This window comes from Bdellovibrio sp. BIS2, assembly GCF_055398295.1.
On record NZ_AP035879.1, the window covers coordinates 548797 to 563572 of the forward strand.

Annotated in this window: 14 protein-coding genes; 11 read left to right on the forward strand and 3 right to left on the reverse strand. The window is 51.2% G+C overall.

All coding sequences use genetic code 11. The annotated features are described in order from the left end of the window. Nucleotides 1-41: 41 nt before the first annotated feature. Together ACZ520_RS02695 and ACZ520_RS02700 are read right to left on the reverse strand one after the other, a co-directional pair. On the reverse strand, nt 42-911 hold the full coding sequence (locus tag ACZ520_RS02695) for a hypothetical protein (protein ID WP_374031979.1): 870 nt from the start codon (nt 909-911) through the stop codon (nt 42-44). After that, complete coding sequence (locus tag ACZ520_RS02700) at nt 908-1999, reverse strand: GNAT family N-acetyltransferase (protein ID WP_088566289.1); 1092 nt, start codon at nt 1997-1999, stop codon at nt 908-910. The genes ACZ520_RS02695 and ACZ520_RS02700 overlap by 4 nt, the downstream gene beginning before the upstream one ends. A 289-nt stretch (nt 2000-2288) precedes the next feature. Here ACZ520_RS02700 and ACZ520_RS02705 point away from each other — a divergent pair, with 289 nt between their 5' ends. The 6 genes from ACZ520_RS02705 to ACZ520_RS02730 are packed head-to-tail and all read left to right on the forward strand — an operon-like array spanning nt 2289 to nt 6782. Next, entirely contained in the window at nt 2289-2522 is a 234-nt protein-coding gene (locus ACZ520_RS02705) for a ferredoxin (RefSeq protein ID WP_011163159.1), read from the forward strand. Next, the gene (nth, locus tag ACZ520_RS02710; RefSeq protein WP_088566288.1) at nt 2512-3177 is read left to right on the forward strand and encodes an endonuclease III; all 666 of its coding nucleotides are present in this window, start codon (nt 2512-2514) and stop codon (nt 3175-3177) included. Before ACZ520_RS02705 ends, nth begins: the two co-directional genes overlap by 11 nt. Before the next feature lie 14 nt (nt 3178-3191). Next, nucleotides 3192-3674: a DoxX family membrane protein gene (locus ACZ520_RS02715; RefSeq protein ID WP_088566287.1), complete on the forward strand. Its 483-nt coding sequence runs from the start codon at nt 3192-3194 to the stop codon at nt 3672-3674. Between the two features lie 3 nt (nt 3675-3677). Next, the gene (locus ACZ520_RS02720; RefSeq protein WP_464127417.1) at nt 3678-4718 is read left to right on the forward strand and encodes a thiamine ABC transporter substrate-binding protein; all 1041 of its coding nucleotides are present in this window, start codon (nt 3678-3680) and stop codon (nt 4716-4718) included. A 29-nt stretch (nt 4719-4747) separates the two neighbouring features. After that, nucleotides 4748-6178 (forward strand): ABC transporter permease, encoded by a 1431-nt coding sequence (locus ACZ520_RS02725; RefSeq protein WP_232468778.1) that lies wholly within the window; start codon nt 4748-4750, stop codon nt 6176-6178. Beyond that, the gene (locus ACZ520_RS02730; protein ID WP_464127420.1) at nt 6150-6782 is read left to right on the forward strand and encodes an ATP-binding cassette domain-containing protein; all 633 of its coding nucleotides are present in this window, start codon (nt 6150-6152) and stop codon (nt 6780-6782) included. Before ACZ520_RS02725 ends, ACZ520_RS02730 begins: the two co-directional genes overlap by 29 nt. 40 nt (nt 6783-6822) lie before the next feature. On the opposite strand, the gene ACZ520_RS02735 is transcribed toward ACZ520_RS02730, so the two are convergent. Then, a complete protein-coding gene (locus ACZ520_RS02735) occupies nt 6823-9552 on the reverse strand; it encodes an ATP-binding protein (RefSeq protein WP_464127422.1) in 2730 nt (909 codons plus the stop codon). A 105-nt stretch (nt 9553-9657) separates the two neighbouring features. Between ACZ520_RS02735 and ACZ520_RS02740 the strand changes: the two genes are divergently transcribed. The 5 genes from ACZ520_RS02740 (at nt 9658) to ACZ520_RS02760 (ending at nt 14637) form a co-directional block, all read left to right on the forward strand. After that, nucleotides 9658-10398: a substrate-binding periplasmic protein gene (locus ACZ520_RS02740; RefSeq protein ID WP_374034818.1), complete on the forward strand. Its 741-nt coding sequence runs from the start codon at nt 9658-9660 to the stop codon at nt 10396-10398. Between the two features lie 110 nt (nt 10399-10508). Beyond that, the gene (locus ACZ520_RS02745) at nt 10509-11222 is read left to right on the forward strand and encodes a 3D domain-containing protein (protein ID WP_464127425.1); all 714 of its coding nucleotides are present in this window, start codon (nt 10509-10511) and stop codon (nt 11220-11222) included. A 60-nt stretch (nt 11223-11282) separates the two neighbouring features. Then, complete coding sequence (locus ACZ520_RS02750) at nt 11283-12320, forward strand: alpha/beta hydrolase (protein WP_464127427.1); 1038 nt, start codon at nt 11283-11285, stop codon at nt 12318-12320. Between the two features lie 123 nt (nt 12321-12443). Beyond that, nucleotides 12444-13343, forward strand: a complete 900-nt coding sequence (locus tag ACZ520_RS02755; RefSeq protein WP_464127429.1) for an N-acetylmuramoyl-L-alanine amidase-like domain-containing protein — start codon at nt 12444-12446, stop codon at nt 13341-13343. 469 nt (nt 13344-13812) lie between these two features. After that, complete coding sequence (locus ACZ520_RS02760) at nt 13813-14637, forward strand: flagellin N-terminal helical domain-containing protein (RefSeq protein ID WP_088566279.1); 825 nt, start codon at nt 13813-13815, stop codon at nt 14635-14637. The last annotated feature ends 139 nt before the right edge of the window (nt 14638-14776 follow it).

A 14776-nucleotide genomic window follows, 5' to 3' on the forward strand; every position in this document is an offset into this window, starting at 1 on the left:
CAAGATTCGTCAGGTGTTGGCAACGAATCGCAAGGCGCAGACTAGGTGCCGCCCGGCTTATAATTTTTCAGACGAGTGCAGACAGTTACGAGAGCTTTTTGTGATCCGGCTTGCGCCAGTGCACGATAGCAGTAATCCGTCACGCGAGAGAAAAACGGCAGGTCCGGAGTAATGGAGATGCTGTAATTGACCTTCTGCTTCTCGGTGGTTTCGCCTTTTTTGTAGTAAGCGGCCCAGTCGAATGAAACGGTTTTCACTTTCATGGTGCAGTTGGCAAGCCCACCGCAATTGGCCTGAGTTTTCATCAGATCCGGAGCCGGGCGCATCTCTTCAGACACCTGCAAGTTGAAGCATTTCACTTCGCAACTGTCATAGCCAAGGGTTTCGGTGCAGACTTTCTTTTGATCGTCTGTCAGCTGGCAGGCGTAAGCCAAACCGATCAGGCGCTCAAAGCCCAAGGACATCTGCAGGTCATCGGCCATCGTCGAAACTTCGCCCTTCAGCTTTTGACCGCGAGTGAAGACTTCCATGGCCGGTTCGGCTTTGGTGACCGAGCGGTGATCTTCTTTGGTGGACTGCTGAGTGTTGCCTTCAGCAGACAGGGTTTCTGTCTGATAAAGGTACGTGTAAAGCCAGTCGTTGGCGCGTTCCTCTTTTTTGGAAATAGTGATGCCTTCCTGCAAAAGCATGCGGTCTTCGCCGGTTTCAATTTTGCGGAAAGTCTGCTGCAGCAGGAAATCATTCGGACTCATGGTCAAAGGATCAGCAGAGCCCCAGGCTTCGGACAGGGAATCCTGAACCTGCGCCATGGTGGATGGAGTTTCTTCCTCTTCCAGTTCCGGAGTTTTAATGCATGAAACGGCCGTCGCTGCCAGAAGCAGCGGCAACAGGGGTTTTAAAAATCGGTTCATATAGAGTCCCATCCCCAGATCCACAGATTCAGTGGCAGAATTTTTTCAAGTTTAATGGCGGTTTCTTCCTTGAAGATGCCCAAACCACGGAAGTCCACCGGGCCAAACAGCAGGCGCACCATGTCTGTTTCGTTGTTGATGGTGTAAAGATCCTGACCGACTCCGAAGACAAAGTGGTTGGGGTGTTTTTCCAGCACGATGTCGGCGATGCCTTCAGCGCGGAACGCACGTTTGATCTTGGCCGCCAACTGGTCAAAGTTCACCAGCTTGATCATGCCCAGATAACCGTGATTCATCGTCACGTCCTTGGTTTGCAAAGCCTGAATCAGGTTCGTTGCATGGCGTGGGCAGATGATCGTGTAAGGCTGATCTTTTTGCGCGCGGATAAATGCAAACAGCGCCATCAGTTTGGAAACCGAGCCGCCCCATTCATGGATATAACCACCCAGATCCGCACCTTTGCCTTCAATCGCATAAGCCGCCAACTGACCGCTTGGTTCCCAGGCGGTGTATACTTTGGTTTGCGGGATTGAGAGGAACTTTCTGGTTTCTTCAATTGTGCGCACAGAGTTGACGGAATGAGCCGCGTACAGGCGGTAAATCGCATCCGGGGAAACTTTGTTGTCGGTAGAGAAGCGCAGGTTGATCGGCGGAACATCAAAGTTTTCCTCGATCACAAAGCTGACTTCTGATCCCGCCAGTTCAAAGCCCATGCGGCGGTAGAAATCAAACAGGTCCGTCCACAGAATCGCGATGTCGCAGGACTGCTCGGTCGCGGATTTCAGACAGTCGTTGATGATCTGGGTGCTGTAACCCTGACCCTGGTGCTGATCGTCGGTGACGACAGAACCAATCGCACCCACTTTGAAGATCACATGGGGGCTTTTAATGATAAGAGGTTTCATAACCGCATGCGATAGTACGGAGCCCTCATCGGCGATAATACGCATATTATGCAAGTTGTTAGAGGAAAAGGCTGTTGGATATTCCGCAGCAATGGACCAAGAGGCATCATTGCGCAGCTTTTTATTGAGGAAATCCAGAACCTGAGGAAGCTCAGCTTCCAGGGGGGAACGAGGTCCTTCCATGAACTCTCCTTATATCTACATAGAGCGCCCCAGAGGGCCTTTAGGACCAAACCGCTTCGGACACATCCTCGCGGACGTGGTCCCTTTCGGGACCTCCTGCTGCGGAACTTGCGGTTTGTTCCTAAAGGCCCTCTGGGGCTCATATATAGATACTATACGAGGGACGGGGGGAGGACCCAGTGAGTAACATAGGACGGCCTGAAAAATGCGACCCAAGTCGGGAAGGGGGTTTGACATCAAGGGCAAAAGCCTTATATTAAGGCGGCTTGGCACCCCTAAGGAGTTTGTGATGGCAGAGAAGAGTCAGTCTTGGAAAGAAAATAAGCCCGGCAAGATGTTCGTGGATCAATCTTGCATTGCTTGTGATGCCTGCGTGCTGACGGCGCCAAAGAACTTCTCTATGCATGAGGAAGACGGCCACGCATTCGTATCCCGCCAGCCAGAGACTCCGGAAGAAGAAGCTCTGTGCAAAGAAGCGATGGAAGGTTGCCCGGTTGAGGCAATCGGAAACGATGGCGAGTAAGAAGTCCCCGGCAAAAAAGCCCTCTGCCAAAGAGGCGGCGGCTCTTGCAACTATTGAACTTCTCAAGAGATATTACCCTGACGCTTACTGCGCCCTGAACTACACCAATCCCTTTGAACTATTGGTCGCCACCGTTCTTTCTGCCCAGTGCACGGATGAACGAGTCAACATGGTGACCCCGGCGCTGTTTAAGAAATACCCAACCCCGAAGGCCATGGCGAAAGCGCCGGTCGAATCTTTGGAAGAGCTCATCCGCTCGACCGGTTTTTATAAAAACAAAGCCAAAAACTTGAAAGCCTGTGCGACCACCCTGGTGGAAAAGCACGGGGGCGAAGTCCCGCAAAATCTCGAGGCTTTGGTCGAGCTGGGGGGCGTAGGCCGCAAGACCGCCAATGTGGTGCTGGGAAATGCCTTTAATATTCCAAGCGGGATCGTCGTGGACACCCACGTGACCCGATTGGCCAACCGTTTTGGATGGGTGAAGACCGACAACGCGGTGATGATTGAGCGTCAATTGTCAAAGTTCGTCCCGGTTGAAGATTGGATCATGTTGCCGCATTGGCTGATTTCTCATGGTCGAGCTGTCTGTAAGGCGAGAAAACCTGCGTGCAGTCATTGCTTTCTCGAGGAGACTTGCCCTAAGAAGGGTGTCTAGTTCACAATGGCTTCATGTTAGTTTCATTCTTTGAGAGCGTTAAATACGTAGGTCATCTTCTTCCGATCTCTTTTTTAAGAATCTTTTTGGGTTACTATTATCTGGAACATGCCCTGATGAAATATCGTGGCGACTTCCTGACCCGTCCGCGCATTGCGGATCAAATGGCTGAATGGCTTCCGGCCAGTCATGCACCGAACTGGTTTAAGATTTTTGCAAGCTCCACCATGATTCCCAACTGGCAGACTGTGGCCTTTATCATTCTGGGCCTTGAGTTTGCCGTGGCCATTTCCTACATCGTGGGTTACGTGGTTCGTCCCGTGGCATTGTTGGGGGTGCTGTTGTGTGTGACGATGCTCTTTATCTCGGGTCCGGCGATGGAGGATTTGTATAAAACCTTCCTGGCCATTCACCTGATTCTGGCTTGGGTCGGTGCGGGTCGCTGTCTGGGCTTTGACTATTATTTCTACAAGCGCCGTCGCGGGCTTTGGTGGTAGAGCGTGAAGCACTTTGTTCTTTTTCTGACAGTCGTATTCCTGGGTCTGTTCCTGGCGGTGCTAAACCGCACGGACACCGCCGCACCGAACAGCTCTCTTCCCACAGTGCGTGTCTTTGGTTATGCGTCCTTTACCGGTCGCTGGGGACCGGGACCGGCCTTGAAGGATCTGTTTGAAAAAAGTTGTAAATGTAAGGTTGAATTCATCGAAGGCAGCGATTCTGGCATTTTATTGCAGCGTCTGAAAATCGAAGGCGAAAGCCTGGGTGCGGATGTTGTGGTGGGTTTGGATCAGTTTGATCTTTCCAAAGCCGTGTCCGAACAAAGCTGGCGAAAACTAAGTCTGGGGCAACTGGATGTCTATGATGCCGTGAAACCGGCCTTGGCCAACAGTTTCTTTGTCCCTTACGACTGGGGTGCTTTGACCTTCGTGGCCCGTAAAAATGAACTGATGCGCATGCCCGCGTCTTTGGATGATTTGCTGGCGCCAGAGCTGGCCAAGAAAATCGCGTTACAAGATCCACGCACCAGTTCCCCGGGGATGCAGTTCCTGTACTGGGTGATTCGCTCCAAGGGCGAGGAAGAAGGCTTCCGCTATCTGCAAAAGCTGATGAGCCAGGTGCACAGTTTTTCCCCGACATGGTCCACGGCTTACGGTCTTTTCACCAACAAACAGACCAAGCTGGTTTATTCTTATGTGACTTCGCCTCTGTATCATGAAATCGAGGAAAAAAAGAAAGACTATGTGGCTTTGCCGTTTAGTGAGGCCCTGCCGGTGCAGTTTGAATTTGTTGGTATCCCGGAATTCTGCCGCCACTGTGATCTGGCCGAGCAATTTGTGAATCTGATGCTTTCCAACGAAGGTCAGAAGATCATCATGGAAAAAAACTATATGTTCCCGGTCATGAAGGGTGTGATGGAAAACACTTCGTTTGCGCCGCTGATGAATGTCAAAACCATGCAACAGGTAGAGATCCTTTCTTCCACCGAAGTGGACCGACTGCTTCGCCGCTGGACTGAGATCCGCCGGGGCGATCTCAATTGAACCTGCGCCAGTGCCTCAGAATCGGCCTGGTGCTGTTTCTGATTTTTCCATTCCTGTTTTTGCTGACTCAGTTTGGATTTTCCGGCTGGCCCGACATGGGCGAGCTGGTCTGGGCCTTTAAGAACAGCTTCCTTCAGGCATTCTTTTCTTCCGTCTTTTCATTGATCATGGGTTTTTGGGTGGCGCTGGGGCTGTTGACCCTGCATTCGGCTCGCGGGCGCAAGGTGCGCTGGGGTCTTGAGATTCTGTGCCTGCTTCCCAACTTTATGCCGCCAATCTTCATTCTGCTTTCCACTTTGAATGTGATTGATCCGTTCCCGATGGGGATTCCCGGGATTGTGATCGTGCACACGTTAATGAATTTCGGCCTGGTGGCGGTTCTTTTGGCGTCGACGATTGAAAACAAACTGGGCGGCATGATCGAGCTGGCTTATGTGGAAGGTGCCGGGCGCTGGCAGTTTTTACTGCGCGGGCTTTTCCCGATGCTGAAAAAGGACTTCTGGTTGCTGGGGCTGTTTATTTTTGTGATCTGCTTTGGTAGCTTCGCTGTGCCGTTGATCGTGGGTGGGGGACGTGGCACCACCGTGGAAGTTCTGATTTATGAAAAAATCCGTCTTTCCAGCAATTGGGGGGATGCGGTTCTGCTGGCCTTCCTGCAATCGGTGTTTATCTTTGCGCTGTCCTTTGTCGCCAGCCGCGGAAAAGGAATGCACAGCACACGCACGGCGAACTTAAGTCTGTTGAAGACACCAACCGGGATCTTTGTTATCGCCGGTCTTTCGTTTTTGTACCTGTTTGGTTATGTGCAGGGATTCCTGTCGGGGCTTTCGCAGGTTTCCACTTTCTATGAATTGCAGTCTGCTTTGATCTGGAACTTTATTGGCAGTCTGACACTGGGAATGAGCGTGGGGATTTTGTCCTATGCGGGTTTGATGCTGATTGCTTATTGCTGGCCAAAGGCGTGGTTTGAAAGATTCCTGAATGGCTATGTGGCACCTTCAACTTCTTTGGCGTGTTTTTGTCTTTTGATCCTGGGCCCGAATGAGGGGTTTTATCCGTTCATAAAGATTCCGGTCGCGCTGACGCTGCTCAGTCTGAACAGTCTGTTCCGCATGGGCTGGGACAGCGAACTGCATGCTTTGCAAAATCAGATGACCGTCGCCTATTCCATGGGTGCTTCGAAATCTCAGATCTTTAAGGAAATTCTGTTCCCGCAGCTTTCAGGGCGTGCGGGTTTGCTGGCCGGCATTGCATCGATCTGGGCTGCGGGTGACTTTGCGGTATCGCGCATTCTGGCGCACCGGGATCTGAGCATCGCGATGATGACGGAAACCTTGATGTCAGGTTATCGCCTGAATCAGGCCATCGTTTTAAGCAGTTTGATTATTGTCGCCGGTTTGATTTGTTTTGTTTTGTGTGTGGGAGGCAGCCGTGTCCTTGGTCGAAAATTTGCACCGTGATTACGGAGACTTCAAGTTAGACATCGATTCCTGGGAAATCCTGGATGAAGGTGTCACTGTGTTGTGGGGACCTTCGGGTTCGGGCAAGACTTCTGTGTTTCGTATTTTGCTGGGTCTTGAAAGCTGCCCGGGATTCAAGTGGACTTATCAGGGGACGGATCTGGCGAAACTAAAAACACCGGATCGTCATTTGGGCGTGGTGTTTCAGACTTTGGATCTTTTCCCGCACCTGAGTGCGGAAGAAAACATGATGTTTGCCGCGCGGGCACGCAAAGTGGATCCGGCCAAAGCCGGGGCACGATTGAAAGAGCTGTCTTCAATTCTAAAAATGGAATCCTTCCTGCAAAGACCGGCAGCGGTGCTTTCGGGCGGGGAAAAACAGCGTGTAGCCATTGCGCGGGCGCTGATGGGCGAGCCTCGTTTGTTGTTGTTGGATGAGCCATTTTCCGCTTTGGATCAGGAACTGCGTGATGAAAGTCGCAAACTGGTGAAAAGTGTCATTGAAACCGAAAAAATTCCGACGTTGTTAGTGACCCATGATCAGCGGGACGTGGAGATCCTTGGGAACAAGGTCACGACCATCCGCAACGGCCGCCTCGCTTAGTCGGCTGACCCTTTTTGACCAGCCTTAAAGTTTTGGAAGGTTAACCCAGGTATCTTTGAATCATTTCAAGTAGGGCTGATTTTTTGATGGGCTTTGTGACGTGCTCGCTGCAGCCGACATCCAAAGACTTTTGCATGTCTTCGGCCATGGCATTGGCGCTCACTGCGATGATCGGTATCGGCTTTAAGCCTTGATCTTTTTCCCACTGACGAATCTTGCGGGTGGCCGCATAGCCATCCATCACCGGCATTTGAATGTCCATCAGGATCAGATCAAATGGTTCGGCCAGAACTTTTTCAACCGCCTCTTTGCCGTTTTCAGCCTGCACAACTTCAAAGGGCAGTTTTTTCAGATAAGTCAAAAGCAGGAAGCGGTTGTCTTCGGTGTCATCCACTACCAGGATGCGCGCAGAGCGGGTGACGGTCATTTCATTCACCGGCGGTCGAGGCGTGGTATCGGTAACCGGTGTTTTTTCAGGTGCCGCCAGTTCGCGCGGAGCTTCCGTTGGAACATAAGGAATTGTGAAATAGAACGAACTTCCCGAGCCCTCTTCGCTCTGGAACCAGATGCGTCCGCCCATCAGCTCCACCAGGTTTTTTGAAATTGTCAGACCCAGGCCACTGCCGCCGAATTTGCGGGTGATGGAACTGTCGGCCTGAACGAAGCTTTGGAACAACAGGTGTTGTTTGTCTTTGGGAATCCCGGTCCCGGTATCGCGAATCGTGAAGCGCACGAATTTTTGAGAGCTGCTGTCAAAGTCGAGTGACACAGCAATTTCACCTTCCTGCGTGAACTTGATCGCATTTCCGATCAGGTTGAACAGAATCTGGCGCAGACGGGTCGGGTCCCCGATGACCAGTGGTGCGCGGTTCTTTGGCAGATTCACACTTAACGAGAACTTCAGGTCTTTTTCCGTCGCCTTCTGTTTCAGGATGTCGCAGATATTTGTAGTCGTTGACTCAAGATCGAATGCGATTTTTTCCAGACGAACTTCGCGGGCTTCGATTTTGGAAATATCCAGAATATCGTTAATCAGCGCCAGCAGATTTTCCCCGGCATTCGCACACACACGCACCAACTGGGATTGTTCCGGCTTCAAATCGGATTCCGCCAGAATGTCGGTGATGCCGATGATGGCGTTCAGCGGGGTGCGGATCTCGTGACTCATACGAGCCAGGAATTCTGATTTGGCCTGGGAGGCCTTCACCGCTTGTTCCCGCGCTTCGATCAAAGCCTGCTCGGCCGTGATACGGTCGGTGATGTCGGTGCACACGAACACGAAAGTCAGATCTTTGCTGGTGCGGTTGGGAAGAGCGGCCCAGTTCATAAGAACCGGCAGGCGACGTCCGTCCTGGGCGGTGATTTCGGCTTCGATACTGTGACGGGTCTGCAGCAGCCAGGTGTAGTTGTTGAACTCTTCCTGGGTCCTGATCAGTTGTTTCAAGTCCACGTGGGAAATCTGGTTCATGGAATAACCCAGGAACTTCAGCGCGGATTCGTTGGCCTGCGAGATCATGTACGACGCCTGTCTCCAGTCGTCGTGATGGCTGACCTTCACGATGAACAGGAAGGCTTTGATGGATTGAATGACACTGTCCAGGAACTCTTTGGAAACGGTGGTGGTTTCCAAACGGTCGGCCAGTTGATTGTACTTGCTTACCAGCAAACCGATTTCGTCTTTGGAGTTGTAGTTGATCTTCTGGGTCAGGTTGCTTGTTCCCAGTTTTTCCAGACGGTCGGTCAGAAGCTGGATGGGTTCCACGACTTTTCCGGTGGCGGCAAAGGTCGCAAAGAAGAACAGAATGAAGATCAAAACCGCCGCGGCGCTGGAGGCAATCGCGATACGGTCCAAAACCGCAAAGGCTTCGCTTTCATCAATTTTGGTCTGGATGTACCAAAGCTCTCCGTTGGGCAGATAGATTTTTCCGATGGAACGAATGACCTTTTGCCCGCGATAGTCTGTGCCCAGTTCGCGCACTTCACTCAAGTTTTCAATTTTTTTGATGTCTTCGTCGCCACGGTTGGAAGAAAGAACTTCAGCTTCCAGCGCACCTTGTGCGGCCTGACTGGCTTCAACTCGGAAGCGGCCGGTGTTACGCAGGCTCCAATCTTCGCCATAAATCAGGGTTTCGCCCGTCTGGCCCATGCCGTGAGTCGGCCACGCGAAGTTGTCACTGGTGATGCGATCAATTTCTGAGATGGAGATCTTCAGGACCAGTACGCCCACCGGGCGCAGGTTGCGGTAAATCGGTGAGGCGACAAACCCGGTGGCGGAATTCGGATTCAGGTTGTCCTTGTCGAAGTCCAGGAACAGAGTCGAGCCTTCCTGGGCTTTCACGCCCCAGGTGTAGATATCCTTCAGCTTTGATCCCGGTGGCAGTCCACTGGTCGCTGATGAACCGTCTTCGATGTCTTTGCGGGTGGTGTAGACGACGACGCCCTGATTGTTGATGAGAGCCATGTCGTAGATGTTGAAGTCCAGGACATAGTTATCCAGCAGACGGCGGAACTCGGGCAGGCTGTCGACTTTCTTTGCGCGCAGCAGATCGTCCGTCAATTCATGAGAAGAGATCAGGTTGATTGCGGTCTGCAGATCACGGAAGTAATTTTCGATCGAGCTGGTTTTGCTGATGCGGATCTGAGTCAGACGTTCATAGGTGCTGTCGATAACCGTAGACTCGACAATCTTGAGGCCAATAAGCGCAACAACAAACGTCGCAAGAAAGACGGAGATTAAATTGAATAAGAAAATTCTTAAACGTAATGTCATGCTTATTGATTAGCCTATGCATTTTTAGTGATATCGTATACGTGTTCCTAGTTCAATCAGCGAGTGAAATACAAGTGCGAAACTAGGCTTGGGAGTAGAGGTTAAATGAATGTAATCAAGGCGATCTTTCTGACGGCGGTGCTGCTGCTCACGAGCTCGCGGTCCTATGCGGAACGTTGGGTGGTGATGACACTGGAATGGCCTCCTTTTACCTGCTCTCGCTGTCCCGAAAATGGAGCGGCGGCAAAGGCTTTGAAAGACACTCTCAACAAAGCCGGCATTAGCGTCGAATTTGTCTTTCACCCTTGGACTCAAACTCAAAAGAATGCTGAACAGCCGGATGTGGTTGGCTATTTTCCTTCTTGGAAGGATGTGTTGCCCGGCTTTACTCGTTCCGAGCCCTTGTTTAAATCTCCGCTGGGATTTATTCAGCAAAGAAGCAAGCCCCTGGTCTGGGCAAAGCTGCCGGATCTGAAGGGAAAAAAGCTTGGGATCACTGATGGGTACAGCAACACGGCCGAGTTCAATCGACTGGTAAAAGAGAAAGTGCTGACCGTGGAGTCTGTCCTGAGCGATGACACGAATGTGCGCCGGGTGGCTTTGGGGCAGATTGACGGTGCGCTGATGGACATCAACAACGCCCGCTATCTGATATTGAAAACTCATCCACAGTATGCGGGACGGGTTTCAGTGAACCAGCGTATCTTGGAGGACAAGGACTTGTTCTTCGCCTTTAACACTCACAATCGTGATAAGGCGGCTAAGCTTAAAAAGGCCCTTGAAAAGGTCAACTATCAGCGCATGGTGGATGATTATCTGCTGAAGTACCTGCTGCGCGTTGATTAAACTTTTGCCATCAGTGTAAGCCTTACATGCACACGCTGTATTTTTCCGGTCAGGCCGGAAAACCCCTCTGAAGTTTGCTATAAATAGCGGGAATGAAGGAGGGTCAAAAGATGAAAGTATTCAGTCAGATTTTTGCTCTTCTTGCCGCTGTTGTTTTATTGAATGCCTGTGCGGCTTCAAAATCCAGCGACGGTTCCGGATTGATCCCCACCATTTACTACAAGCCCACAATTCAGCTTGATAAAAACAAATGCTCTTCGGCTTCATTGCGCGACCTGCTTTCCCCTGACGGACGTATTCTGACCACGCTTTGTGATTCTGACTATGCCCAGTGCCTGCTGCAGGGTTCTTGTCTGATTGAGGATGATGGAGTGTCGACCTCTTACAACTATCATTCAACCAAAGACGGCGTGGCTCGCTTTATAGTGACCGACACCAAGACGTGTCCGTTCGGATATGGAGTGAGCAATGCGTGTCTGGATCCTTACTTCTCGGCCGCAGCGGATTTGAAAATCTATAAGCTGGGTGATGTTCTTTACATTCCACGTTTGGTGGATGCAAAGATGCCCAATGGTGAAGTTCATGATGGCTATATCGTGATTCGCGATGCCGGGGGCGGCGTCAAAGGTGCCGGCCGTTTTGATTTTTTCACGGGCTTTATGGATCACCGTAACAAGAAAAACACCATGGCGCGCCTTGGTTTCGGAGATCCCAAAAATCGCATTGAATATCGTGTCGTTCGCGGCGAAGAAGCGGCCAGTGCACGAGAACGCCGGGGATTCCCAGGACTAAAAAAAACCATTCTGGAAGAACAGGAAAAGTAGGTCAAAAGCTCTACTTTTTAGCTGTTGCCAAGGCCCAGAGCCTTTGTTACTTCCAGCTTCATGAAAACAATCGCACTGTTCATTTCAGTTCTTCTGGTATCACTGACAGCCGCGGCAAAGGTTCAGCATCTTCGTTTGGGAACCGGCAAGGTGATTGCCTATGAGCACATCCAAACCAACAAAAACTCTTCGACATTGATTTTACTTCCCGGGGTGAACCGCGCACTCAGTGCGGGCGATCGTTCAGTGCAACTGCTGGCAGAACAAGGGTGGAATCTTTTGCTGCCTTCATTGCCGGCGCATCCTCTTTCCATCGAAGGTCTTTCTGCCAGTGAAACGCCGTACTTTCTGTATGACTCGACCATTCGCTCTGCGGATTTTTCTTCTGACATTGAACAGCTTGTTGCGGTTTTGAAAATCAAAGACGCCGTTCCGGTGACGCTGTCATACACTTCGACTGTGGGTGCGTTCCTGAGTCCCAAAAAATTCCCACATGTGATTGAAACAGTCCCTTTGGGAATTCCCACTGAAACCAATCCTGATGCTGCGAAGAACGCCGAGCTGTGGGAGGGCTGGTTGAAGCTGAATCCGCTGATGGCTCCGTTCTGGATTCGTCAGTTCCGTGATCAGGCTTACATCAAGCACTGGGGTGCGGTTGTGGATGCGAACCTTTCCAGTGATCCGGGCTATTATGGGGCAAATCCGCGCGCGGGGGATATTAAAGCCGGATATGTGACGATTGCCCGCGCAGCAGAAGATTTTGATCTGACGAAAGTGGACTATAAAGCGAACGCGGTGACTCGTGATTTTATTCTGGCGGGGGAAGAGAATTCCGAACGCCTGAAAAATCAGATTCTGGCGTTGAAAAATTATTTGCGCTCGGGAAAGCCGGTGCGGGTGATCGTGGTGGCGAATGCAGGGCATGTGCTGCCGTCGGAATCCCCGTCAGTGTATGCGGCGGCGATTGGGTTGCTCGCGCAGAAGCCTGCGTCTGCGGGGGTGTCTTTTATGGTTGTGCGCAAGGCTCAGGATGTTCACATGGCCCAGTGGCAGGGGGCTTCGGAATTGGAAGCTTGGATGGATGGGATCGTGAAATAGCGGCTTTAAATGTCGCTGTGTCAAAGTGATACACAGTTTTTTGCAGTGAGAATGAATTAAACGGGGGCTCTTTGAGCCCCCGTTTTGCTTTGTAGGGGAATGCTGGATTTTCATGAGGTGACTATGAAACGTTCTTTGCTTCAATCACTACTTGTTTCCTCCCTGGTGATGGGGATGATGCCGGCTTATGCGTTGGCCGAAGTAACGGGGACGGAGCAGCGTCTGCAAAGCCTTTACGCCTCATCCGCACAATTGCAGGGCAAAGACCGTGTGTCGACTTTTGCGCTGCAGTTCCTTTCTGAAAAAAGCCCGTACATCGTGGATCCGTTGGGCGAGGGCCCGGAAGGCGACATCAGCCATGGACCGCTTTATCGCTTTGATGGTTTTGACTGCACGACGTTTGTGGAAACAGTGCTGGCGTTGTCGCTGTCATCAAGTCCTGAACAGTTCCGTGTGCGTATGAATCAGATTCGCTATGAAAAAGCAGTGGTGTCGTACGAGACCCGCAATCATTTCCCGAGCGTCGACTGGATTCCCAACAATATTGAAAATGGTTTTGTAAAAGACATCACTGGCTCCATCGCGGGGGCGAAGACCAAGTGGTCTCAGACGTGGATTGAAAAAGACCTGTGGTTTGCGAAAAAGGGTGAGGCTTTCGTGGGCATGAGCCGCGATTTCAAGCCGGAACTGGGCCAGCTTCCTTACATCGCCAAAGAGGATCTGCTGAAAACCCCCGAGCTGATGGATAAGATTCCGTCGGGAACGATCTTCCATGTGGTGCGCCCGAACTGGGATCTGCGCAAAGCCATCGGCACGCGCCTGGATGTTTCGCACATGGGCTTTCTGATTCGCGAAAAGGGTGTGCTGTACATGGTGCACGCAAGCAATGGGGCTTCCCGTGATGGCAGTGACGACGACAAACGTGTGAAGAAAGAGTCCCTTTACAGCTATGTCGAACGCGTGATGATGGCTTCGCCGACCACCGCTGGGATCAACGTTCTGGCTGTGCGAAAAACACCGTAGCGTTTTTGGCGTGTAACATAAGTCTTCGATAAAACATCGTTTTTTAGCCCTTGGTCTGGCTTCAACTGGACCTTGGTCAAAAATTTTTGAGTCCTTAATATCCAGTAAAATCAAGTACTAGCAAAACCACCAAAAAAAATCCTGGACCTTGGGCTAAAGTTTTCTGGACCTAGGTCCGAAGAGTTTGTTGTACACGTTGGGCAAGCTAAAAAGGATCTCCAGATCAAATCAGGATACCTCCTCTCGAAGCTAAAGCTCCTCGAAAGAAACGTCCAATCACCGTTTCTTAGAGGGGCGGCTCCAACCTTGAATTAAATTTTAAAAGTTTTTTGAAAAGTAAAATTTAAACAAACAGATCACGGGACGTAGGCGGATTTCGGGTGTTCAAAGGGTAAGTGGTGCTACCTTAGATCATTTTAGATTCCATCAAAAACCAGCGGCTCGGATCTCTAATCCCAAGGGGGGTTCTATGGGCTTAAGAATCGCAACAAACACCGCATCTATCGCAGCACAACGCGTGCTATCCAAACAACAGAAACGCGCAGAGCATGCCGCACAGGCATTGGCTTCTGGTAGCCGTATCGTAAATGCGGCCGACGACGCCGCCGGCTTGGCGATTTCTGAGAACTTCAAAGGACAATTGAAAGGTATCGGTCAGGCGCGAAACAACGCCAACAATGCCATCTCATTTGTTCAGGTCAGTGAGGGGGGCTTGAATGAGGTCTCCAACATTCTGGTGCGTCTGCGTGAGCTGGGCGTACAGGCCGCTTCCGATACTGTGAGTGACACAGAGAGGGAGTTCCTAAATAAAGAAACCCAACAACTTATCCAAGAGGCGGATCGTATTGCCAAGACCACGGTCTTCGGTACGAAGAAAATGCTTGATGGAACCGCCGGAGCGATGGAGTTCCAGGTGGGTGCCTACTCGGATGAGAACAACGTTATTAAATTTGAATTTGATGCCGACTCGACGGCCTCGGCTTTGGGAATCGATTCGATTGCCATGGCGGACAGGGGGGATGCGCGTGCGTCTCTGGAGCAGGTCGACCAGGCAATTGAAAAAGTCTCGGGTATGCGAGCGAACTTCGGTGCGATGCAGTCGCGAATGGAGTCCGCTGTGAGTAACCTTGACGTGTCCTATGAAAACTTGTCTGCGGCGAACTCTCGAATCCGCGACACCGACGTGGCGAAAGAAACGGCCGAAATGACATCTGCAAGTATTCTGCAAAATACAGCGGTGTCGGTTCTGGCTCAAGCCAACCAGTTGCCACAAGTTGCAATGAAGTTGGTCTAATTAATATCAGCGTAAACATTTAAGATTCACATTCGCGATTACGGAATGTCGGGGGAAGCCTGTTCTGGGATAAGGCTTCTCTCGGGAAGAGGGGTCGCCCACATATACTCCTCGTCTTAAGCCCACCCTGGGGGCATCC